The organism is Pseudoalteromonas sp. NZS37 (assembly GCF_015864265.1).
Classification (GTDB): Bacteria; Pseudomonadota; Gammaproteobacteria; order Enterobacterales; family Alteromonadaceae; genus Pseudoalteromonas; species Pseudoalteromonas arctica.
In genome coordinates this window covers 33,915-57,456 of sequence record NZ_JADYXL010000003.1, presented here as the reverse complement: position 1 = coordinate 57,456, position 23,542 = coordinate 33,915, and the positions used below count along the sequence as shown (strand labels likewise).

Here is a 23,542-nt window from a genome sequence, read left to right as displayed (position 1 = left end):
CATTAGTTAGTGTTTTTTGCATGTTGTATAACGTCTGCTTTACCGCCAGATTCAAAACGGGTATTTAACTTGATACTTTGCCCGCTCGTTAAAAAAGCTTGAATATCTAGCCTTATTACACAATTATCTTCTTTAATTTCAACAGGTGTTACATTTGCATATCGTACGCGTGGTTCGTACTTTTCTATCAATTTTTTAACCTCAAACGCTAACGTGTGTTGTGAGTATGGTAACCCCTCGTAAATATCTTCTACATCGGGCAAACCATAGTCAGACAAGTGCTTCAGCACTCCTCTTCTTGCATTTAAAAGCTCATTTAAATGCTTGCACACACTGACTTGCTCATCAGTTTGAAAACCATGATGACCATTGCGTGTAACTGGTTGAGTTAAAAAATCGAATAACGCCATATTTAGATCTCAATAAAAGGATATGCTTGCGCATATCCTTCAAAATTACTGACTAATTAACGACCTTCAGTCCAAGAGTCAGAGAACTCGATGTTGCCATCTAAGTAAGTCCAAGTAATGCGTTTGTAACGTAGACAAACTGTTTCAAGGTGCGGGTAACGCTCCTTGTCTAAGTCTTTAACGTTATGCATTGTTGGTGAGATCGAAGTGATCTTTACATCTTCCAACTTGTGGCAGAAATATTCACGCTCAGTCCCTGTGTCATCAATACGGTACCATTTAAGCTCTAATTGCTTAAGTGTTTGACCGTTTGAACACGCTTTGTACAAGTACGGCGTAGCCGCATCAACAGCTTTTGTAATTACAAAAGGTTCATGCTTACGAGTACCTGTAAGTTCACCTGTATCGTTATCCGTAGGAATACGAAGTTCATGATCAAAGTGTAGGATCTCAATTGAACCTTCACGCTCTGCAACAGTTACAGAACCTTTGATGTCATTACCTTGGTCATCCTTTAACCACATGTACGCTGGAATTGCCATTTCATTATTCTCCTTTTAGAATGAAGTGTTTCCTGTTAGTTGGCATTGGCATAAACAGTAATATTTATGCCCCCCAAAAAGCCCTCTGCTTCATGCCACTGGGGAATATGTCCCAAGTTGGATGCAACCAACTTGGGGCAATTTTTTAGACTATAAGTCTTAATCCTTTATGTACACCTGCCAACTACTCACCAAATTGACGCATTTGATAGTACTTAAATCCGTTTCATTGGCGGCGTAGCAGTTCATTTTTCGCCAGGCATTTGCCCTACTAGCGCTAAACGAACATCAATCCCTTCAACTTGGAAATGAGGAACAATGTACGTACTTACTCTGTAGTAACCAGGGTTACCTGGAATTTCTGCTACAGTTACTTTTGCATCTTTTAGTGGATGCGTAGCAATAAGAGATTCATCTGGGTTGTTCATTTTAGTTACTAATGCGCCAAGCCAATCATTAAGCTGCTGCTCTAATTCATGGCGAGGTTTACTTGAACCAATATTTTCACGCTGTAAAACTTTTAAGTAATGCGCAATACGCGATACTAAGAAAATATATGGTAAGCGTGAGTTAATTCTTGCATTAGCTGTTGCTTCATTTGTTTCTAATACCTGTGGCTTCTGCGCACTATTAGCAGAGAAGAAACATGCAAAATCTGAATTTTTATAGTAACTAAGTGGAATAAATCCTTGGTTAGCAAACTCAAGTTCTTTAGTTTCAGAAATAAGTACTTCAGTTGGAATTTTAGTTTCTGATCCTTTACCAGCTTCAAATGAATGCAGCGGAAGATTTTCAACTTTACCACCTGATTGCGGCCCACGAATATTTACAGCCCAACCATTATCATGGAAACTACGGATGATATTTGCAGCAAATGCAAATGTTGCATTACCCCACAAATAACGTTCATGATGCTGCGCACTTACATCTTCTTGGTAATTAAAGTTACGAAGTGGATTTGTCTCACCATAAGGCAGACGTAGTAAAAAGCGCGGGAATGCTAAACCAATGTAGCGAGAGTCTTCTGATTCACGGAAGTTTTTCCAACGAAGAAACTCAGCGCGCTCCATGTAAGAACCCAAATCTTGGATTTTAGATACTTCTTCCAATGAGTCTTTAAGAAAAAACTTAGGACCAACACTGCCCATAAACGGACAATGCGCTGCCGCAGATACACGAGATATCTCTTGCAGTAACGATACATCGGGCGCAGAACAATCAAACTCAAAGTTCGAAACCATTGTTGATACTGGCTCACCACCTGGCGTATCGTAATCTGAAGTATATACATGTTTATATAATGCAGATTGAGTTGTATCAGGCGCCTCTTCAAAATCATCTCTTAGAGTTTCTTTATCTACATCAAGCATTTCAATTTTAATGTTGGCATTGTTAGGCGTACGGTTAATTAAGTAACGTAACGAGCGCCATGCTGATTCCATTTTTTGAAAATTTGGGTGATGTAAAATTTGATCTAACTGCTGAGAAATAATAATGTCTACTTTTGCGATGTAATCATCTAAAAGTAATTTATCAATTCGAGTTACTTCTTGGCCACTACTGCTAGCCATATCTAAAAATACATTTATAGCTGCTGTTAAGCGCTCATTTGCACGAGTTTCAGCTAGGTTGCTTGCATCTCTAAATGAATCAAGTTTGATTTCATCTGCAACTGGAGAAATATCAACCATTCCACATATATTTTCATAAGTGGATAAAGGAGCTTGCTCCGTGGTATGCGCGGCAACATTTAATTGTTCTTGCATTGACATGGTAATCTCCTTATTCAGTTATTGGTTGTTTTTCATCTTCAGACGCTAGCGGCGCAATTTCATCCAGTTTAGCTTTTAACTCATCTAGCTCTGGCTGATTTTGTAAAACACGCTCTAATTCTTTACGAAGTGATGAGTTATCTAATAAATTAGATTTAAGGTCGCGAAGTAAATTACGCATAGCCATCATTTTATTAAGCTCTGGCACTTGAGAAGCAACTGATTCTGGGTCAAACGATTTAAAAGAATCAAACTCAAGGTTTACGTTAATTTCGCCGTCACCTTTAATTTTGTTCGCTACCTGAAAGTTCGCTTTAGGCGCCATATCTTTAAGCACTTGCTCAATATTATTTTTATTAATTGTTACGCGCTCACGTTCAGATAGTTCTTGGCTATTTTGACCATTTGAGTAGTCACCAATTACTAGCATCTTTAATGGCAATTCACTTTTTTGTGAAGCGCCATCTGTATCAAGCTCTAACGAAATATTGATCCGAGCTCTGGGGATCTCTTTTTGAAATGTATCACTCATGTTTTTTCCTTTGCAGTTTGGTTATCTACCGACTCAATTCCAATTAAACCTCGACATATTAGTCAAGCCCTTGTAACTAAACCCACGCTAATGCTTGTGCAGGGTTAGTTACCATCATTTGCTGACTAATATGTTTAGCAGCTAAACTCATTTCATCTTCTGGCGTTTGTGACAAACTTGCATAACACTGCTTGGAAAATCGCCATACTTCCATGCAAAAACATTGTTGCCATTGCGCTAAGTCATGCGCTTTTATTTGTTTTAGTAACACGTTTAATAATGCTAAAGCATGTTCGTAATGCTCAGCTTTTATTAATAATTTTGCCTTTAATAATTGCGCTTGAGCTTTATCAAAATCGTTTAAAATATTTATTTGATCGACTTTAATTAATGCCGTCGATAACAGCCCTTTTTCGACGTCTTGTATTAACTCGCTATAATGCTCATCAAACGCACTACTTTGAGAGCTAACAGACTCTGTTTTTGCAGAATGTGATAACTCTTTTAAAAACTCTTTATTTACAGATGAACACAACGGACTTCCATCGTCATACTGTAGGGAAACTAAAGCAGGAAACTGCTCATTTAAATTAACTAATTGTTGCTCAAGCCAATGAACAAGCGGCAATTTATTTAATTTTTTTAATGCATTTAAACTAAGCACTTGGAGATTTAAATTAAATTGCATAGCCCCTTCCATAAACAACCCTTCGGCTAAATTTAAAGCTTGTTCAGGTTGCTCACTTGCCAATGCATTTTCAATTGGAGCAAATGCTGCAGCTCTAGGAGCGGGTAAACGCGTTTTTCCATTTTCGTTAGCCGGTAATGCCAATCTTGTCCAACGTGCAGCTCGCGATAACTTTATTACTCGTTCAATGTTATTTTGTTCTTTATCAAAGTTAAGTAGCTGCCTAACCGCACTTAAATACGCTGTATCTGAGGCAATATCAGCATTACCAATACTAACCTGGCTAGCAACTGCGGCTGGTGCCGAATTATTAGTTTCTGATTTTGGAGCCGTTACAGCTGAATTCTCAGCTAATTTTTGCTCTGTGCTAATCGCTTTTTCTTCTTGCTCTGGTTCAGCTACAGGCACTGGGTTTCGTTTTTCTTGTTCTTTAGCCCACTCATTCAAAGTCGATAGAGGGCCAGATTCGTTGTCTAATAACGCAACACAATGCTCATTGTATTGAGTCAAGGCAGCTATAAGTTCAGGCCATTGTTCAGCGTTTGTATCATGCCCTTGGGCAACACCCTTTAAACGTTCTTGCTGTTGTAAAAACCATGTATTAACTGCAGCGCGCATTCTGGCTTTTAGTGGGTGTACCTCATCCGTATAAGTAGTCAACAAACGATTAAATAACAATAACGTATGCGTTAAACCTGTAACCCCAAACTCACTTGTTGCAGCTAGTGCTAAATAACTTACTATGCGTAAATCTTTACTTTGAGTGTTGAGTAAATCGGATGCTTGTATAAACATCACTTTAAAGTCAACTTCCCCCACTCCTGATGAAGATGCTTTTAATGCTTTAAATGTTTCTTCATATTTTAAATCTTCTCCACACTTGTTCCCCGGCAGAGGAGCACTTAATGCTTCAAGCCATTCAATCCAGGTGGTATGTGTATGCGGCGCTTTATTACTCATGATTTACACCAACGACGAAGTGCATCGTAAACACTCACGTTATCCATATCAGCAAAATTAAGTGTTTGTGAAGACGGCTGTTTTTCTACTTTTAAATTACATAGATCAACAATATCGTTTGTTTTTTTATCGTATTCCCACACACTATTAAAGTATGACGCTGGAATAGGCCTACAAAAAATAGTTAAGCTTGGCGCTTGATTCTCATCACCTAACTGATAAAAAAACCAAGGCTGCCAATTATGATCTGCCACCATAGATGCAACTAAGTGCAACCAAAACCCGGCAACTAAGGCACTTTCATGACTAAAACTAGGCATTGGTAGGCGAATACCAAACTGACTTCTTAAACACCCTCTATTAGCGATAGATTTAAGCACAGCCGATAGCTCTTCAATTAAAATTGCTCTTTTAGCAATATCGTTCAGGCCTAAATGCTGCCAAAAAACGCTCATCGGAATAGTTCTAAGTTTATCAAGCTCTAGAGTTAAATTTGGTTGCTGTTTAAGTGCATCAGCTACACGGTTATAATCTTGTGCTTTTTGCTCCATTTCATTAATACTGGCAGCTTGTTTAATATTTTCATTTACACCTAAAAGGTGCTCTATTACTTGGCTTGCAAATAAAAATAGAAAAGCAGGATGTCGCTTATATGTATCAAGCCCACTATGTACAAAAGAGCTAAATGGGTAAAACCGACCACTGCTATCTTTACTTGGCTGCAAAACGCCAAGTAAACCACCATCATCCGCATTGCCAGATATAAAGAACAACGACTTAGTTCCATTCAGGTGGCTTGTATCCGTTGTTTTTCTACCACGGTTTAAATGTGCAAAGCCCTCTTGCAACCAATGATCAAATCCAACCGATTCTCTAGATGAAATATTAAGCTTTACAAAGTCTGGTCTTATTGGTGTTTTACCCATAAAACCAAAGCTGTGTTGCTTAACCAGTGTCGGTGTTTTCTTTTTAGTAAATAAATTAAACATTGCTAGCGGCCTATTGCATTGTTCGCGACTGCGATTGAGCCAAGCTAGGGCTTTGTGAAAACAAAGAACTTGGCAATGCAAACGATGTAAGCATGTATTTTGAAAATATACCGCTGTTGCGTCCTGATTTAAGAGAAAACTGGACTGTTAACACCTCATCAGATTTATCTTTTAATTCCCATGTTGCTAAAAATTCTGTGCCTTTAATCCACTTAACACTGGCTGAGTTAAGCACTTTTAGTAGTGCCCAAGGTCCGTCTTGCTCGATAGAAATACGACGCCCTTTATTATCTAAACCATACAGAACCGCTTTCTCTGCAGCCCCTCGACCAGGCCACGAAAAATTACGCCATTCTTCAGGCTCATTGCGGTAGCGATAACCTTGCTCACTAAAGCCTAAGTATGTTTCACGAATACCTCGGTGTGGAACAGGCATCATCTGAAAAGTAAAACCAGCACTGTCGGCACCACTAGAAAACAACGAACGAGTTACTTTATTTGCTTTAGTTAAACCATCAAGTAATTGCGCGCTAAAACCAATACCTACACCATTCCATTGTTTTTCTTCCCACACACCGCGGCGTACTTTCATAAATGGTTTGAGCTGGGTGTTAATAAAGCTCCATAAAATTCCTGATTCAGAATTTAAAAATTCAGAAACATCAGCTATCGCAGCATCAGGGCCAGTTAAGTTAAATGGATATTTACCAGCTAAACTGCTGTTATACATAGTATAAACCTGGTTTTCCCATTCTTGGTTAAGCTGAGTACGTGCTTTTGCCATGATAGTCGCTATACCACCATGAAGCGGGGCCTTAAATAGCTTATCTAGCGTTTCTTTGGTTTGAGGGTCTAGTGCTCGAGTTTGGCTCTCAATAATAATCCACGAAGACTGTAATGCATTACTTTGGCTATTACCTGAAAGTAAGTCCTGCGCAAATATCATTGCTTGAGCATCATCTTCATTACTCGCTGCCATTGCTTTAATGTCTGAATGGATGCTACTTAATGAACTGATGTATTGTCTTAAGTAATCAGAAGAATTCTTATCTTCATTAGGCTGTGCAAAGCGTCTTAAGTCAGCAAATCGACTTTCAAGCTCTGGCGCTCTAACCGTACTCATTTGAGTAATTGTTGGCGTGTTTAAAGCTAATTTATTTGCAACATCTGCAGCCGTCTTACCTATTGAAGCTTGGCTTTTTGAAGGAGCGTCAGCGAGCGTAATATTGTCGTTAATCAGTTTCATTAAATCGTTAAAAGGGCCATCCATCGATGAAAGGCGTGCAAAATCAATACTTGCATCGTTTAGATCTCTAAATGCAGGCACTTTTATGCTATCTATAAAAGCAAACCAAGTATTGCCGTAGTCTTTAAAGTAATATGCACGCATAGCCTTTGCCAAAGTTTCAGCTTGTGCTTCGTCAACAACATTTTGACCATTTTCATCGCTAGAACCCATAACCCAGTCACCAGAGAACACCAAACGTGAAATACGTTTAATCTCTGGGAATACATATTCTTGCCAACCTAAGTTTGTATAAACATACGGGATTTTATACTTACTTTTGAATACATCACGATTTTTAGAAATCATAAAATCGTTTAATAACAATGGCTTTTTACGTTCAGCAAAGCTTGTAATTACTTGTTGATATAACGGGAAAGCCTCTGGCTGGGTATTTAAATTGTCTCTCGCTAGCGCTATCGATGTTTCGTTAGCCTGCCAAAATGCAATTTTACCTGGCTGCTCTATATCGTTACCCATATTTTGTAAGTACATATCAACTAAGCTACTTAGTTGTGTATAAATGGGTGCTTGCTCTTGTGCATTTATGTCTATATGAAAATGCTCAGCTATAAAATTAAGTAATTGCTCTTTAGCAAACTCCGTTGAAATATGCTCAGGGTTCGTACTCATCATTAAATGCATTTTTAGTGCATCGTAATACTGCTGACGAATCGTTGCTTTCGCTTCACCTTCATTGTCAAACCATTGTGTTTCGTACTGTTTTATTTGCGCAAGTAAATGCTCTTCACCTGGGTAAGTAATAAGCTGATTCATCTGATTAAATAGCACATTTGCAACACTACTTAAGGTTTCATCACCTTCATAAATACCAAATATAAAGTACCACGGTAATGAATCTTCGTAAGTTTTAAGCTGACCATAGTGCTCAAACAGCGCTAGCGTAGCAGCAAGCTTCTGCTCATCTTTTGCCTTACTTACGTTAGCTTCAACAACTGCTTTTACGCGTGACTCACCTTGATTAAGTAATAATTGATTACTTGTGTACGACGTAATAAGGAGTGCTGTGATTGCTGCAATAGATGCCAAACCTGAAGTGACTGTTAAACCTTTTAACCAGCGTCCTACTAACCGTTTTTTTCTATTTCCTCGCGTTAAATCCTGTAGTTTAAAAATAACATCATTAAATACGCGGTTGATAAAATAACTTTGAGTAATGCTTTCTTGTTTTTGGTCAACAACAACCGCACCAAATTGATCTCGTACACCATTAGTAATACGCTCAATAGGCGTGCCTTCTTGCGTGCCCGATGTAAAATAAACACCAGCAAACCAAGGAACTTCTTGATATGGATTAGACTTAAACAGTAAGTTAACAAACTCAGTTAACTTAGTTGAAGCTGATTGAAATTGATTAGGAAAATCAAGTATTAGCTGTTTACGATGCTCGTTGCGCTCTCGTGCAACTTTGCTTAAACGTTGCTCGCACAGTCGCTCATATAGCTCCTGCATACGAACTTCAAACATTTCTGCAGGATCATTTTTTTGATCTTCACTAATATCGAGTAAGTACGCACCAAATACTTGCTCACGCTCTTTTTCAGATAAGTCACTAAAAAAAGGTTCAAAACCACTGATTAAGTCAGTTTTGGTAAAAGTGATATATACAGGAAAAATAACGCCAAGCTGGGTAATTAGCTCTTCTATACGCTCACGCACTAATTTTACATGTTGACGAATTTCTTCACTGTCGGAAGTTAAAACATCTGCAACACTAATGGCCACCATTACACCATTTATAGGCAGTTTTGGTCTATATTTTTTAAGGAGCGCTAAAAATGACAACCACTCTTTATTTTCTGACTGCTCAGTTGTGTAACGCCCAGCGGTGTCAATTAAAATAGCTTGATCTGAGAACCACCAGTCACAATTGCGCGTTCCACCAAAACCTTGGATATGCAATTCACTCGAATTAGAGTAAGGAAAATGTAAGCCCGAATTTGCAAATAAAGTACTTTTCCCTGTAGCCGAAGGGCCAATAATCATATACCAAGGCAAAGCGTATAAAGCGGTATTACCACGATAACCCGCACCTAAATGAGATGCTTTTAAAGATCCCAATGCTTCTTGCATCTTTTCTTTAATTTCGCTTAATTCAGCACTCGAACCGGCATTATGACTTGCTAATTCAGAAGCTAACTTATCGCCTGAGCGCTTAGTCCATAACCAACGAATAAAAATAAATAAAACAAAAACAGCGGTTACAGCACCCATCGCAATTAATTTTTTATCGGTAGTATCTAAACCCACCATGCGACCGGCAAACCACACAATACTCAAAACGGCTATAAAGCCAATAAGTTGACCCGTTGCACGCGATGATACCAAGCCCAATAAAAAATGAACTAAACCGCTTTTATTAACTCTTCCCTGCATTGTGTTACCTATCGTGTTTCGTTGGTTTTATTGAGCTGAGTCAGCACTTCAATTTGGTTGTCTATTACCTGAGTACTCTGCGTTGCTTGCTTATTAATTACATAATGAAATCCAGCAAATAATGAGGCAATAGAACCCAAGCAAATAGCCAAAATCACCCAGTAAGGAATATTACGCCCCACCTTCATAGCAAACCCTTCTGCAGGTATACCGTTATCAGATAATTGAGAACTCGGTGTTCCTTTTATATCTTCAATTTGAGCTCTAACATCAACAATTAACGCTTTTAATTGCTCAATGCCTTTAACTTTGTAAATGCCTTCAAAGCCAAGCTGCAGACAAATATAATAAACCTCTAATGCAGCTAGCTTTTGCTCTCCGCCGGTACGCAACTTACCTAAACGTTCAAAAAATTCTTCACCAGCTCGGTTGTTACCAAAAAATTCAAGCTGTAGCGGTCGAGACATCCAATCCATTCTAAAATGAGCACCTGAACTCATAACAAATTCATCACACATAGCCGTAAGAGCAAACTTAACTTCTTGCATTAAACTTGTTGTTACCTGTTGCGAGTAACAATTACGCTCATAGTCATCAAAACTAGTAAGTAAATTTTCTCTAAACTCTTCAAGCTCTAAGTTAGTAGATTGCTTTAGTTTTAATGGTGTTAGCGCATTAATTACAGGCGAAATACACGCGACTAAATCTTGTTCTTTTTGTGCTTCTTGCATAATTTCAACTCAACGTTAATTACGTGCTACGGTAACAATTTCAATTTGTGCACTTTGCAATCCAAATGGTACAAATAGGCTTAATGATTGCTCTTCAATAATTTGCTGCCAAATGAAACCATGCGACTCAAGCCTGAAGTATTCATAACCACTTTTTATGGCCAGCTTATTTGGAGGTCGCTGACAATGTGTTAGTTGCACACCCGCTAAAGCAGATGAAATCATGATATCGAGCTTTTCGCTTGCTCCAACTTTTACTTGATCACTAAATGTTTCAATCCATTTGGTGTCTTCAGATTCAAAATACACAGCTAAATAAAAGTCGTTGTTAGTAAACGTTGCAGAATCAATAGTGGCAACTTGATAAATAGCGTTAGAGGTTTTTTCAAGTTTTAAGCCCACCATTTTCTTAGGTACAACCCCTTCAAGTAAACGAGTTAATAGGCCATCAAGCTGACCAAATACATTGCTTAAATTTTTATGCTGGTATGGTGGTACTTGGTTAACTAAGTCACTGTGCTCAAACATTGAAACTGAACTAATTAAATCAACAAGCTCACAATACAAACGTTCAGGATGGACCAATGACAAGTTTTTAAGATGATCTAAACGCTTGGCGGATGGAGCCATTGCATTAAGTAACAAAAATGTATTCATTTCATTCGGCCCAAAGTCAGTAACTGAGCCATAATTTTTACGTCTGCTAAGCAGCACATTAACTTTTGCATTAACTAAATTAGCCGTTCTATTTAACAGCTCAGTTAAATAAGCAGATGCACTTATATTTAATAAAGGAGGCACAAACTGTTTATTTAAAACAAATGATCCATCTTCCGAGCGACTTATTTTTAAACATGCAATGGTGTCAAAATAAGTTTTTACATCTGAGTCAGACAGTAATATAAATTTAGGCTTTGCAACTAATACCTCACGACTACGCGACGCATCATGATTATCTTCTAAATCAATATAATCCGCTTCATATGCACTTAATTGCCCGCTGGCCGCATAACCTTCAATATTGCTAACTGTTTTATTAGCAGCAATAGCAATATAAATAACACTCTCTTGATGGTTAGTATCGAGCTCAAGCTTTAAATCATCTTGATGCTGTCGATCAAAATCAAGCAAGCGACCATTTTCTAAAAGTAATTTAAAACTGGTCACTTTTAATATACCGCGAGCAAGTGCTGATTCATCAATAGCAAAATGCTGTAAACCGAACGCCAATGGCGATATTAGCGCTTGACGTACAATCTGATTTTGATCGTGATAATCGTCAAATAGTTGAAAGTGTTGCTGGGCAAGCAAAACACCTTCAGCCCAAACGGGCTTTGCGGGAGCTTTTAAATTCATTACTCAGCCTTATCCACGCCAGGTAATTGAACTTCATTATTGGTAACCAAAACATCTAATGATGTAGACAACTTAACAGGGCCATCTGCAAGCGGATAATACGCTTTCCAGTTATCGCCACTGCGATCTCTAAATAAAGCAACAATAGCTACAAACTTTGCATTTTCAGCTTGTTCAAACTTAATTTTAGATTGTTCAGAAGGGTGAATTGTTCGCTCTTCTAATGTAATTAAACTATTAGCTAAAACTGACTTATCTGACTTCCATAACTCTTCAAATGTGGCTGTTTTAAATGTTTGTATATCAGACAGTTGATATACCTTTAAAACCACTGGTAACGCTTCATCAAATTGGTTTAAATTTAAATTATCTGTTGCCTTAACATCTAAACTTACGTTAGTACTCATACAACCAGTTAATATTATAGAAAGTGATAAACCTATAATTGCATTTAAAATAAAGCGCATTTTTTACCTCAATAAATATTTTTATTTAAAATTAAAATTAGTTTTGCAAAGAGTAGCTTCATAAACTGGGCAAATAACTTTATTGAATCTTACATTCGCACAATCAGACCATTTATTAGTTTTAAAAAAGCCTAAAAGAGTCTTAGTCCTGCTTTTCTCTTGAGAATCAACTAACAAAGACTGCGTAACAACATCATCTATAGACGTAATTAACTTAGTATTTATTAATGAAAGCTCTTTTATATAAACAGATACATCACCGTTAATTAAAGTAACTTTTCCATTGCTTTTAGGGGGATTATTTAAAAAAAAGAAAAAGTGTTCTATAGAATTTTCAGAAAAAACGCGATGGGCAGGAATACCTACCTGGTCTAGTAGCGAAGAAACGCTGGCAGTAAGTGACCAAGCTAAGGAGTACAAGCTATTTATTTGATTTATAAACTCTTTTTTATTCACAACATGCTCCTTGTCATCAGTTAAACTAAAAAACTCTTAGTCTAAGGCTAGTAATAAATCCATTTATTTGGCGCATAATACAAACACCTAACCTCTATTGTCAACCTATATAAGGTTTAAAATATTAGAATATTAATGCGATTTACGAATTAGAATAAACACTCTAAAAAACAGTTATAAATGAATAATACGCAATAAAACAAAACAATCCCTATTTATGAAACAATCAAAAAGATAATTCAATTTATTTTTAGAGTTACAATTATCCAGTTGATCATTAACACACAAAAAGGTATGTTTACGCCACTAATTTTACCGAGCAGGGATTGCAACGTTTTGACTAAATCTAATTTTTTTTTGAAGGTTAATGACAAAGACTTTAATGTTACTTACCTACATGGCTACGAAAAAATTAATAAAGGCTTTAGTTATTCACTCACCGTTGAATCTTCAGTAAAAATTAATACAGATATACTACTTGCTAATGCCAGTGTGATTTTTGTTAATAAAAATAAAAGATATAGAGAACAATGCGGCCTGATTACATCTGTAACCAATATGGGTGTATTCAACAATCTACATCGCTTTAAAATAAACATTCAAGATCGATTATCCACCTTAAAAGACACCTCAAACAGTAAAGTCTTTATTACCGTAAACGTACAAGATGTATTAAATTACTTAGCACAAAAAGCAGGTTATTCATCAGGACAAATCGTTTTTAGGACAAGCTCCGCCTTACCGCATTTAAAGCAATGTGTGCAAGCAATGGAAAGTGACTGGGCCTTTTTTAATCGCTTGATGTCTCAGCATGGTCTTTTTTACTGGATTGAAAGTGAATCAAACACCGAAACACTTGTTATAAGTGACAGCAACCTCAACAGCCCCTATTTAAGTACGGGTGTATTAGAAGTTAAAGCAAACGCGGGGATGAACGCCCAGTACTGGGGTAACTTTGTCGGCTTTATGCACAGTGAAGTAACACAAACCTTATATAATAATGCAGCGCAAAGTAATGCCCATGGACAATTCCAAAAAGTAGCCAGTAACAGTCAATCTTTTTTCGAGCCTGCTGCAAACTCAGACGCCGAAGCATCAGCACAAACACAAAGCTTTAGTAATGCATTAGCCACACACAATAAACTGGTTACGCTTACGGGTAATGTATCTGATGTATTTGCAGGCTGCTCAATTTCGCTTGACGATAATATGGGGTTTGCCAGTGGTGATTTGCTATGCATTGCAATAGATCACACCCTTAATCAAGCAAATGACGAAAGCAGCCATGAAGGTGAAACGCACTATCACTGCGTAGCGCAATTTATAGAGCGCGGTACACCTTACAAAGCAATGCCTGAGCCCCACACGCCTAAGCCCATGGTATTCCCCGCAACCGTAGAATCTCTCACAAGTAATGCATTTGTAGATGAACATGGCCAATACCGTATTCGTACCGAGTTTGATAAAACAGCTCGCCCAGTAATTCAATCAAGCCCTGCACTAAAAAAACTAGCGCTATATGCTTGTGAAAATCAACCTCAAGCCACTGGCTGGCACTTCCCACTCGTTGGTGGCTCTGAGGTACTTATTGGGTGTATTAATAACGACCCAAATAATACATTTATAATGGGTTTTGCACTAAACGCCGACCAGCCAAGCGTAGTTACAGCCGCTAACCCAACACATAATCGCTTATTAAGCGCAGCGCAAAATGAACTCATGTTCGATGACGATAAAGATGTACCCAAAGTCATCTTACAAACACTCGCCAGTGAGCACTATATTGAATTAAATGCTATAAAATCAGGCCGCCAATTTATTCAATGGATAAGCCAACTCGGTACTATAAATTTACACGCAGGGCGCGACCTATGCCTTGAAACCGAACAAAACAATGTTCAGTTTGTTATTAAAAACAATCAATTTATCGATGTTAAAAATACCGTGTCGCAAACCACAAATAACAACCATGTAAATTATCAAAGTGGTGGCAGCCAAGCCTTCAGTGGTAAAAATGCGGCCCTTACGAGCGAGAATGAAATATCACTCCTCACCGGACGTGCAGTAAAAGTGCACGCACAAAGCGACATACTCCTTAAAACTAATAACAGCGACTTAAAGCTTAATGTGCCTAATGGCTCTACGTTTTTACAAACAAACAATAATATAAGCATTACGGGCTCAGGTAATGGCGATTTAATTATTCACAACGCAGGCGGCGAGATAAAACTCGACAGCCAAGGTAATGTTGATATTACCGCCACTAACGTACTCACACTCGATGGCACATTTATAACCTTTGATGGCCCGGTTGATTACGACATAACTAGCCCACAAACAGCGCTGGCACCAAGCAATGCAAGCCCTGCCAATATTAGCCGCATTAGTGATATAACCATTAATGACTCCGGTATTGCTGCAACAACGTCAAGCGTAGTGGATTTGCTTTATGTTTATCAAGATGGCAGCCCTGTAAAAAACGCACCTTATACAATTAAATTTGATGATGGAACACAAAGCACAGGCCAGCTAGATGAAGACGGTATAGCGCAATTAACCGATGTACCAAATGGTCAGTTTACTATTCAGTATGGGGAAGATACGCGCGAATATGAGCCTCAAGATAACGCAACGCCAAACCCACTTTATAAAAGAATAACCCCCGCCTCTGCCATACAAATGAGCAGAGCTGGGCAAGCAGCAACACTTGATGAAGCAAGCAACATAGCCAGCCAAGCAGGTGATTGGTTATGGGGGGCACTGCAAGGCGACTTTAATAAAGACCCCACCACTGCACAGATTGTAGTGGGCAGTATTATTTCAATGATACCGGTTATTGACCAAGTCATGGACGTGCGGGATATTTTAGCCAATGTAATGCTGCTGACTGATGACGATAAAGCCAACGACAGTGATGGCTGGATAGCCTTTACGCTCACCGCGATAGGTTTAGTGCCTGTGCTCGGCTCCGCGGTAAAAGGCGTCGGTAAAGTGGTGATTAAAAACAGCGGCGACACAATAGAAGCCGCAATTGCAGTCCTTCGCAAGCTGGGCAAAGGCGACCCCGTTCAGTATTTACGTAAAATAAACTGGCAAGACCTAGGCAAACAAGCAGCCAGCGAAGTAAAAGCCTTTATAAAAGGCCTGCGCGATACACTTCACGAAATATCAACAAGTTGGCAATACGACCTACTGCTGCCACAACTAGCCATAGACGGCATGCAAGCCACGATTAAACAGCTTGATGAAATAGCGCCCAAAATAGACCAAGGCGTTAAAGGCGCAGCCAGTGAGATTGGCAATCGCGTAAACAAAGCCCTCGATGAATTCGAGCCGCCGAAAAGCACCGGTATTGTGGGCAAACCTAAAAAGACCGTTGCGAATGAATTAGATGCGCCGAAAGGAAATGATTTAAAAGGGGCTGCAGCACTTAAGCTGGTAAGAAACCCAGCTCTTGATGCTCACTACAAAAACCTAGCGGACTATGAAGCGGCATATAAGAAAAAACTAGCCAAAGCAATAGAAAATGGCGACTCTAACCGCCGCATCGGAGCCTTTAAAGCTAAGCTCACTGAAGTTAAAGGTGAGCGGGCAGCTAGTACCTATATGGCAAAACACTTCTCTAAGCCACCACCACCTGCGAAAATGGAGCTTGGTTTTGGACCAGGCCCTGGTGTTGATCAAATATGGGCAAAGCGTGATAAAGACGACAATGTACTCGAATATTTTATTGTTGAAGCTAAGGGGCCTGGGGCTAAGCTTGGCAAAACAAGTAAGGGGTTCACGCAAATGGATGATGACTGGATTAAAATGAACCTTAATCGCATGAAAAAATCAAAGGATTATGACAAAAGCCAACTTGGGCAAGATTTATTGGATGCTATTGAAGATCAAGAACCTGGTATTAAAAAATTGGTGCTTGAAGCTGTTGAAGAAAGTGGCACTGTAGTTGGCGCAATATTACAACCTTTACCTTAGAGAATTAAGAATGTTAAAGTTAAATAAGTTTGAAGAAGATTATGAGCGTGTTTTTAATCGCGCCCCAAAAGTATTAGCAAAACGGGAGCCACAAATACACGACTTAAATTTGAGTTCGTATGATAGACAGCAGGCAACCTTTGTAGTTGCAGGTAAGTATATTGAGCTAGCTTATTTAAATTATTGGTTAGAAAACTTTGACCAAGTAAAACCCAATTTAAAAAAAGCCGCACCCTATGCGTTTTTATGCGGCTTCGACCCTGAGTTACATACCCATAAAAGCGATTACTCCATTCAAAAAGAGTTAAACATCTGTTTGTTGTTTGGTGAGCCGGAATTACTAGAACAAATAAAAGCGCTTGATTGGTCACTACCCGAAGATGATATTGTGCACCCTGCTATTTACCAATACGACCACTTATTAATGAAAATAGCCACAGGCAGTACTCCTACACAGCAGGATATTAACACCGCACAACAAGATGCTAAAAAAGCCAAAAATAAAGATGTATTACAATTTTTTGCCCCTTTAATTGATGCAATTAGTGCGCTTGCTTCAGGCGATAAGACACTATGGCAGTCATCAATTGACAAGGCTGTGGCTTGGCATAAAGATGAGTGCAAATTTGGTGATTACAAAGATATGGAAGAAGGCTTTATCTGTTTAAATGCGCTTACTATGGCTAAATTAGGCAAAGACATGTACGGCTGGCAATGCCAAACCAATTCACTTTATCTACCTTTATTTTTAATTGATTAATTTCAAATAACTCCGCAACAAGAGCACATAAACTATGAGCAGTTTAATTCACTTATCACTTATTGATGAGAACAGTTACCCTACTACGCTTAACGGTGATGATGAAAGCAAATACCAACAGTTACTTGAAATTACTGAAGGAGAAGCCATTCATTGGCAGTCAATCGAAATAAACCTGCGCGGCTTTGAGCCAGCACTGCAATTGTGGGACGCTATAGCAGGCAATAGCCGCCTGTTACTCATTGCAAGTTTTAACTTTTTTCCTCATAAGCTGCTACCACCTGACGCTGATATTAGCGGTACTTTCGGTTTTTTCCCTGCTGATATGGTCAAAGATTTATATACCATAATGGAAGAAAAATACGACTTCGATATTAGCAATTTGGAAGGTCAGCAAATTATTGCTGAAATTGAGCAAGATGGTATCGACGAAGTAAACCCTGAAGCGTATGAGCTAGTTCGAGACAAGTACTTTGTAACCTTTAGAGATGCGACTGAGCAAGGTAAATCAATCGTCGTACTCATTGAACAATGATTAATAATGTAAAGTAACGCTAAGGACAGCACATGCAACCCGATATTAAAAACACCCCGCAACACCTCGGTCAGTACCTTTATCAACAAATAAAAGAACCTTGGCTGGAGGCTCAGCTTATTTTAGATTGCGATAATAATAATGTGATTGAGTGCAAATCTCACTTTATTAAAGCAGATAACGAAACACAGCATGCAATTGCTGTATCTGAAAATATAACAGCGTTGTTTAAAACGTTATTTGACCACGCTATTAAAAACGAAGTGGAAAATTGGCAACGCGCTATTTTTACAATGACTCGACAAGGTCAGTTCAACTTAAACTTTGAGCGTGATAATAACGATGAAGAAGTAACCGCCGCTGTTCCAACACGTTAAGTATTAATTTAACCCGCTCTTTAACAACATGGATGTTGTAAGGCTAGGCGCTGCAGCCTTAAAGGATTAGCGCCCTAACCTTTCAAGTAATGGCTACTTTTATGGTTAGCGCCCTCATTTACTTCTCATTCTTTTCTCTTTGTGCAACATGTTTTTTGAGTAAATTATTCACAAAGAGGGCTAGAGGCGCTGCGCTTAAAGAGTAAAAGCTTAATGTGGCAACTAAGTTGAAAAATTCCGAACTAATGGCCCTGCGTTTTTACAAACAAAAATATAAGTATAATGAGCTCAGGTAATGGCGATTTGATTATTCACAACGCGGGCGGCGAGATAAAACTCGACAGCCAAGGTAATGTTGATATTACCGCCACTAACGTACTCACACTCGATGGCACATTTATAACCTTTGATGGGCCGGTTGATTATGACATAACCAGCCCACAAACAGCGCGGGCACCGAGCAATGCAAGCCCTGTCAATATTAGCCAAGTGACTGCGCTTGATTTGAGTGACAATACGTTATCCGCAAGTACACTCGCTCAGCTTGAACTTGAATACCTTTATGATGATGGCTCACCCGTTGATGGTATTGACTATATCGTTATAGATAATGAGGGCGTTGAACATACCGGCTCACTGGCAAACGGTGTAGCCACCTTGGCTAATTTACCGCAAGGTAAAAGTGATGTTTTGCTGCGCGCAACCACTCAAGCTGATGAGCAACAACTCATCCAACTGCGTAACGACTTTAAACAACATCTCACCTCCATGCTTAATGAAATACGCAAACAAGCAGCTATTGGCGATGCTATTTTTGAGCAAGAGGACTTTTTTACCCAATGGATGATTGAAACCGGTGCACGCGCAACGGGCCTGTATCAAGGCGCAAAGTCCCTTGTAACGGGTATCGCTGATTTAATCGTATTGGGTATAGATATCAGTGTGTATTCTGCCTGTTTTAGGATGATTGATGCCGTTGCAAGTGGTGATAAACACGCGGTTAAGCACGAACTTGAAACAATTTTAGCCATTAGCCAAAAAACAACCAGTACATTATCAGATGCCTTTGAATTATTGCTTGCCTTAATGGACGATGAAGACACCCGCAATACACTCGCGCGCTTCCCGTATGACTATATTGAAGCCCACTCGTACGTTGATAAACAACGTATAACCGGTGTAATGGCCTTTGAGATATTATTAGCGATATTAACAGGCGGGGTGGGTGTTGCCGCTTCTGCAGCAAGTAAATCAAAACACCTTGCCAGCGCCAATCGCGCACTGGTTAATATGGCCGATATACTTAAGCGCAAACAGCTAGATAAAACAATATCGCACACAGTATCGCCTGAGCAACCTAAATTAATTGAGCGCATTGACAAACCCGATGCAACATTACAACCAGGTACCAACCGAGGCGTAACAACGCAGGTGTCTATAAAAACTCAAAAACCTATGCTTACAAAAGATGGCATGGTTATTCCTTACGGTAAAACCGAAGCCGATGCAATTTCAATCCAAATGCCTAAAGGTGCCGAGAAAGGAAAAAGCTTTACAAAAAATGGCAAAACCATAACATATGATAAAGATGGTTTTCCTATTTTCAATAGTAAATTCGATGTTACTCTTGATGCCTCACATTTAGGAACGCAAAAGCATGGCAAACACTTTCAGGCGGCCAATGAATCAATACAAAAAGCATTAATAGATGATCCATCTTTAGCTAAAAAAATGAAATTAACACCAATGCAGCATAAGTTTTTTATGAAGAGCCCATCAGTTCAAAGTAAGCCACCGGGATTAACATGGCATCATCATCAAGATTTAGGAAAAATGCAGTTAATTAGTTCAATAGAACATAAAACTTTTTACCTCATACTGGAGGTATGTCAATTTGGGGAGGGGGATATAAATGATAAACGAATGGGAATTGTATTTGTGGGAAAAAGATAAGCCTTTAAACAAACAAGTCGTCTCTTCGTTTGAGAAAAGAATGGGTATAACTTATCCTGAGAAATATTTAGAGATTATGAACTTGCATCAAGGGAAGACACCTAATCCTGCATCAATATTAATAAATAATAATATTGAAACTGCTATTAGTTGCTTACTCCATTTTGCCGATGATGATTACGAAAACGTTTACAATGTAGAAACGACCACCTCTACCATGGAAGATAATATACCATATGGAGTTATTCCATTCGCTGATTCCCCTGGGGATGATTACTTCTGCTTTGACTTTAGAATAGAAAATATTGAACCAAAGGTTATTTTTTTCTCTCATGAGCTTAAAGGGGACGAAGCAATATTTCCGGTAGCCGATAGTTTTAAGGAATTCCTAGATAAAATTTATTCTTCTTAAGAATCCTAAATTCTCTTTAACAGCTTACAATATTCAAAACCAAACTATTAAGTAACTTCTTAATAGTTTGGTTTTATTGGAACATTAAACAATAAAAATCAACCTTCACTTTGTTTTTAATTAATATATTGCCGAAATAGAAAAAGACAGTGTTGGTGAAGTAAACCCCCAAGCTTGTTAAATAGTACATGATAAATACTTTATCACCTTTAAGACATACAACAAAAAGCCAACGATAATGGCTTAATTGATGTCATTGATGTGTCTATTTTTGATATTGGATTTTAAGGAGATTTTTTAAGATGATTAAAAGCCATTACAGCTTTGCAAAAGTAAGTTATGAACACATGTGTGAGCGATACAAAAAACACGAAGAAAAAAACATCCCTCGTATCCAAAAAAACCCAAGTTTAGGGTTACAAACTCAATTTAAACGAAATTTAATTGAATCATTCCCCATGGAAGCCATTGAAAACCCCAATAGCTACCATGCTTGGCTTTACCTACTACGCGCCTCACAATTAGGGCATGGTATTTTTCAAAGTAACGCCAATGATGGTCAAGCCTTTGCATTTTTTTATGATGACGAATACCTAGAAGTCATTGGCAAGAAAAATCCTGAAAACGCAGAGCATCCTGTTTGGCTACTTGCTTTATATGCCGCGATTATCGTACGCAACCAAGAGGTCATTGATTTTTTGACCACCATAGATAATGAGGTGTTTGTAAACTCTAATTACGGCAATCAACTCAAACCGTTCGATTACGCCTTAGCTGATTTACTCAAAGGGCTATTCAATCCAGACGCCGATTTGGCGCACCTGCTTGAGCAAGCGTATGTAACCTCAAATCCAGATGATTACCCTATTGATGAAGCGTATTTATATGCCAGCCGTCTCAAGTGGCCATTAGTGTCTATTATCGAAGCCATCTTCACAGAAGACGGCGAGCAAGCCTACAATAGCGCCATCGAAAAGGCTTTATTACTGCACCAAGAATATTACAGTGATGAAGAGCGCTTAGGCAGCCGAAGTGGAGGTTTAGCAATTTCTCTTATCGCAATGGCCGTTATCGCTAAAGAAGTGAAAGGCTATCAAATCACTATTGAAAATGAGTATATTCCTGATTGGTTAATTAATGTGAACCCACCAAAACCAGAATAAACGAACGTATAAATAGTTACCCGCTCTTTAACAATATGGATGTTGTGAGGTTAGGCGCTAAAAATGAGCGCCCTAACCTTTCACATAATGGCTGCTTTTTACGGTTAACGCCCTCATTTACTGCTCATTCTTTTCTCTTTTTGCAAACAATATTTTAAGTGAATTATTCACAACGCGGGCGGCGAGATAAAACTCGACAGCCAAGGCAATGTTGATATTACCGCCACTAACGTACTCACACTTGATGGCACATTTATAACCTTTGATGGCCCAGTTGATTACGACATAACTAGCCCACAAACAGCGCGGGCACCAAGCACCACAAACCCTGCCAATATTAGCCGCATTAGTGATATAACCATTAATGACGCAGGTATTGCTGCAACAACGTCAAGCGTAGTGGATTTACTTTATGTTTATCAAGATGGCAGCCCTGTAAAAAACGCACCTTATACAATTAAATTTGATGATGGAACACAAAGCACAGGCCAGCTAGGTGAAGACGGTATAGCGCAATTAACTGATGTACCAAATGGGCAATTTACTGTTCAATATGGGGAAGATACACGCGAGTATGAACCTCAAGATAACACGACACCAAACCCTCTTTATAAAAGAATAACCCCCGCCTCTGCCATACAAATGAGCAGAGCTGGGCAAACAGCAACACTTGATGAAGCAAGCAACATAGCCAGCCAAGCGGGTGATTGGTTATGGGGAGCACTGCAAGGCGACTTTAATAAAGACCCTACAACTGCGCGGATTGTGGTAGGCAGTATTATTTCAATGATACCAATTATTGACCAAGTCATGGACGTGCGGGATATTTTAGCCAATGTAATGCTGCTGACTGATGACGATAAAGCCAACGACAATGATGGCTGGATTGCCTTTACGCTCACCGCGATAGGTTTAGTGCCTGTGCTCGGCTCCGCGGTAAAAGGCGTCGGTAAAGTGGTGATTAAAAACAGCGGCGACACAATAGAAGCCGCAATTGCAGTCCTTCGCAAGCTGGGCAAAGGCGACCCCGTTCAGTATTTACGTAAAATAAACTGGCAAGATTTAGGTAAACAAGCAGCCAGCGAAGTAAAAGCCTTTATAAAAGGCCTGCGCGATACACTTCACGAAATATCAACAAGTTGGCAGTATGATTTGCTGCTGCCACAGCTTGCCATAGACGGCATGCAAGCCACGATTAAACAGCTTGATGAAATAGCGCCCAAAATAGACCAAGGTGTTAAAGGCGCAGCCAGTGAGATTGGTAATCGCGTAAACAAAGCCCTCGATGAATTCGAACCGCCGAAAAGCACTGGTATTGTGGGCAAACCTAAAAAGAGCGTTGCGAATGAATTAGATGCGCCTAAAGGAAATGATTTAAAAGGGGCCGCAGTGAAAAATAGAAAATTTGGTCCTGTGGAAGGTGAAACAGAACCAGGCTGGGGTAAACTACTAAGAAAATATGGCGCAGGAGAACCACCTGAAAGTATGCAGAACCCGCATGCCCATCATTCTATATTTAAAAAAGGGCGGGGTAAAAAAATGATTGAATATCTTGACGAAAGTAAAGATATTGTAGAAAGGTATGATATAGACTGGTACAAAGGGCCTGAAAACTTAGGATGGGCGCCGAACAAAAACCATAGTACAAAAGCAGCAAAAGCTGTCAGAGATTACTTAGTTAAAGTTGAGCAAAACAGCCCATCAAAAGAGTCAATAATTAAAGCCTTACAAGAAATCAAAAAGCATTTTGCAAACGATACTATACATACACTTTATTAA

General features: G+C 38.9%; 19 protein-coding genes. 8 read left to right on the top strand and 11 right to left on the bottom strand.

Annotated features, from left to right (window positions below):
• Positions 1-2: 2 nt before the first annotated feature.
• The 11 genes from tssE to I6F47_RS06160 form a co-directional block, all read right to left on the bottom strand.
• The gene (gene tssE, locus I6F47_RS06210) at positions 3-410 is read right to left on the bottom strand and encodes a type VI secretion system baseplate subunit TssE (protein WP_007584478.1); all 408 of its coding nucleotides are present in this window, start codon (positions 408-410) and stop codon (positions 3-5) included.
• A 56-nt stretch (positions 411-466) separates the two neighbouring features.
• Entirely contained in the window at positions 467-952 is a 486-nt protein-coding gene (locus I6F47_RS06205; protein ID WP_007584479.1) for an Hcp family type VI secretion system effector, read from the bottom strand.
• A gap of 245 nt (positions 953-1,197) precedes the next feature.
• Positions 1,198-2,724: a type VI secretion system contractile sheath large subunit gene (tssC, locus tag I6F47_RS06200; protein WP_007584480.1), complete on the bottom strand. Its 1,527-nt coding sequence runs from the start codon at positions 2,722-2,724 to the stop codon at positions 1,198-1,200.
• 10 nt (positions 2,725-2,734) lie between these two features.
• Entirely contained in the window at positions 2,735-3,256 is a 522-nt protein-coding gene (gene tssB, locus I6F47_RS06195) for a type VI secretion system contractile sheath small subunit (RefSeq protein WP_007584482.1), read from the bottom strand.
• Between the two features lie 76 nt (positions 3,257-3,332).
• Complete coding sequence (locus I6F47_RS06190; RefSeq protein WP_197183531.1) at positions 3,333-4,904, bottom strand: TssA family type VI secretion system protein; 1,572 nt, start codon at positions 4,902-4,904, stop codon at positions 3,333-3,335.
• On the bottom strand, positions 4,901-5,893 hold the full coding sequence (gene tagF / locus I6F47_RS06185) for a type VI secretion system-associated protein TagF (protein ID WP_007584486.1): 993 nt from the start codon (positions 5,891-5,893) through the stop codon (positions 4,901-4,903). The genes I6F47_RS06190 and tagF overlap by 4 nt, the downstream gene beginning before the upstream one ends.
• A 10-nt stretch (positions 5,894-5,903) precedes the next feature.
• Positions 5,904-9,575: a type VI secretion system membrane subunit TssM gene (gene tssM / locus I6F47_RS06180; RefSeq protein ID WP_024592022.1), complete on the bottom strand. Its 3,672-nt coding sequence runs from the start codon at positions 9,573-9,575 to the stop codon at positions 5,904-5,906.
• A gap of 8 nt (positions 9,576-9,583) precedes the next feature.
• Positions 9,584-10,306, bottom strand: coding sequence for a type IVB secretion system protein IcmH/DotU (icmH, locus tag I6F47_RS06175; RefSeq protein ID WP_007584493.1), 723 nt, complete (start codon positions 10,304-10,306; stop codon positions 9,584-9,586).
• A 15-nt stretch (positions 10,307-10,321) separates the two neighbouring features.
• Positions 10,322-11,662, bottom strand: a complete 1,341-nt coding sequence (gene tssK, locus I6F47_RS06170) for a type VI secretion system baseplate subunit TssK (protein ID WP_165721761.1) — start codon at positions 11,660-11,662, stop codon at positions 10,322-10,324.
• Positions 11,662-12,129 (bottom strand): type VI secretion system lipoprotein TssJ, encoded by a 468-nt coding sequence (gene tssJ / locus I6F47_RS06165; protein ID WP_007584502.1) that lies wholly within the window; start codon positions 12,127-12,129, stop codon positions 11,662-11,664. The genes tssK and tssJ overlap by 1 nt, the downstream gene beginning before the upstream one ends.
• A 21-nt stretch (positions 12,130-12,150) precedes the next feature.
• Complete coding sequence (locus I6F47_RS06160; protein WP_007584504.1) at positions 12,151-12,585, bottom strand: hypothetical protein; 435 nt, start codon at positions 12,583-12,585, stop codon at positions 12,151-12,153.
• Positions 12,586-12,921: 336 nt separating this feature from the next.
• Between I6F47_RS06160 and I6F47_RS06155 the strand changes: the two genes are divergently transcribed.
• The 8 genes from I6F47_RS06155 (at position 12,922) to I6F47_RS20715 (ending at position 23,542) form a co-directional block, all read left to right on the top strand.
• Positions 12,922-16,563, top strand: a complete 3,642-nt coding sequence (locus I6F47_RS06155; protein WP_197183530.1) for a contractile injection system protein, VgrG/Pvc8 family — start codon at positions 12,922-12,924, stop codon at positions 16,561-16,563.
• 10 nt (positions 16,564-16,573) lie between these two features.
• Positions 16,574-17,323 carry an Imm49 family immunity protein gene (locus I6F47_RS06150; RefSeq protein ID WP_007587069.1) on the top strand — a complete coding sequence of 250 codons (750 nt, stop codon included), beginning with the start codon at positions 16,574-16,576 and terminating at the stop codon, positions 17,321-17,323.
• A gap of 34 nt (positions 17,324-17,357) precedes the next feature.
• Positions 17,358-17,858: a hypothetical protein gene (locus I6F47_RS06145; RefSeq protein ID WP_165723084.1), complete on the top strand. Its 501-nt coding sequence runs from the start codon at positions 17,358-17,360 to the stop codon at positions 17,856-17,858.
• Between the two features lie 32 nt (positions 17,859-17,890).
• A complete protein-coding gene (locus I6F47_RS06140) occupies positions 17,891-18,235 on the top strand; it encodes a DUF600 domain-containing protein (RefSeq protein ID WP_165723083.1) in 345 nt (114 codons plus the stop codon).
• Between the two features lie 282 nt (positions 18,236-18,517).
• Positions 18,518-20,188, top strand: coding sequence for an HNH endonuclease (locus tag I6F47_RS06135; RefSeq protein ID WP_231609178.1), 1,671 nt, complete (start codon positions 18,518-18,520; stop codon positions 20,186-20,188).
• On the top strand, positions 20,148-20,600 hold the full coding sequence (locus I6F47_RS06130; RefSeq protein WP_165723082.1) for an SMI1/KNR4 family protein: 453 nt from the start codon (positions 20,148-20,150) through the stop codon (positions 20,598-20,600). The genes I6F47_RS06135 and I6F47_RS06130 overlap by 41 nt, the downstream gene beginning before the upstream one ends.
• A gap of 302 nt (positions 20,601-20,902) precedes the next feature.
• Complete coding sequence (locus tag I6F47_RS06125) at positions 20,903-21,763, top strand: immunity 49 family protein (RefSeq protein ID WP_165723081.1); 861 nt, start codon at positions 20,903-20,905, stop codon at positions 21,761-21,763.
• Positions 21,764-22,162: 399 nt separating this feature from the next.
• Positions 22,163-23,542 carry an AHH domain-containing protein gene (locus I6F47_RS20715; RefSeq protein WP_197183529.1) on the top strand — a complete coding sequence of 460 codons (1,380 nt, stop codon included), beginning with the start codon at positions 22,163-22,165 and terminating at the stop codon, positions 23,540-23,542.

Bases quoted from the DNA above. Each gene is read 5' to 3' on its own strand.
- I6F47_RS06125 (WP_165723081.1), top strand. From the start codon at position 20,903: ATGATTAAAAGCCATTACAGCTTTGCAAAAGTAAGTTATGAACACATG.
- I6F47_RS06150 (WP_007587069.1), top strand. From the start codon at position 16,574: ATGTTAAAGTTAAATAAGTTTGAAGAAGATTATGAGCGTGTTTTTAAT.
- tssE (WP_007584478.1), bottom strand. From the start codon at position 410: ATGGCGTTATTCGATTTTTTAACTCAACCAGTTACACGCAATGGTCAT.
- tssM (WP_024592022.1), bottom strand. From the start codon at position 9,575: ATGCAGGGAAGAGTTAATAAAAGCGGTTTAGTTCATTTTTTATTGGGC.
- icmH (WP_007584493.1), bottom strand. From the start codon at position 10,306: ATGCAAGAAGCACAAAAAGAACAAGATTTAGTCGCGTGTATTTCGCCT.
- I6F47_RS06205 (WP_007584479.1), bottom strand. From the start codon at position 952: ATGGCAATTCCAGCGTACATGTGGTTAAAGGATGACCAAGGTAATGAC.
- I6F47_RS06190 (WP_197183531.1), bottom strand. From the start codon at position 4,904: ATGAGTAATAAAGCGCCGCATACACATACCACCTGGATTGAATGGCTT.
- tagF (WP_007584486.1), bottom strand. From the start codon at position 5,893: ATGTTTAATTTATTTACTAAAAAGAAAACACCGACACTGGTTAAGCAA.
- tssJ (WP_007584502.1), bottom strand. From the start codon at position 12,129: ATGCGCTTTATTTTAAATGCAATTATAGGTTTATCACTTTCTATAATA.
- I6F47_RS06130 (WP_165723082.1), top strand. From the start codon at position 20,148: ATGATAAACGAATGGGAATTGTATTTGTGGGAAAAAGATAAGCCTTTA.
- I6F47_RS06140 (WP_165723083.1), top strand. From the start codon at position 17,891: ATGCAACCCGATATTAAAAACACCCCGCAACACCTCGGTCAGTACCTT.
- tssK (WP_165721761.1), bottom strand. From the start codon at position 11,662: ATGAATTTAAAAGCTCCCGCAAAGCCCGTTTGGGCTGAAGGTGTTTTG.
- I6F47_RS06135 (WP_231609178.1), top strand. From the start codon at position 18,518: ATGAGCTCAGGTAATGGCGATTTGATTATTCACAACGCGGGCGGCGAG.
- tssB (WP_007584482.1), bottom strand. From the start codon at position 3,256: ATGAGTGATACATTTCAAAAAGAGATCCCCAGAGCTCGGATCAATATT.
- I6F47_RS06145 (WP_165723084.1), top strand. From the start codon at position 17,358: ATGAGCAGTTTAATTCACTTATCACTTATTGATGAGAACAGTTACCCT.
- tssC (WP_007584480.1), bottom strand. From the start codon at position 2,724: ATGTCAATGCAAGAACAATTAAATGTTGCCGCGCATACCACGGAGCAA.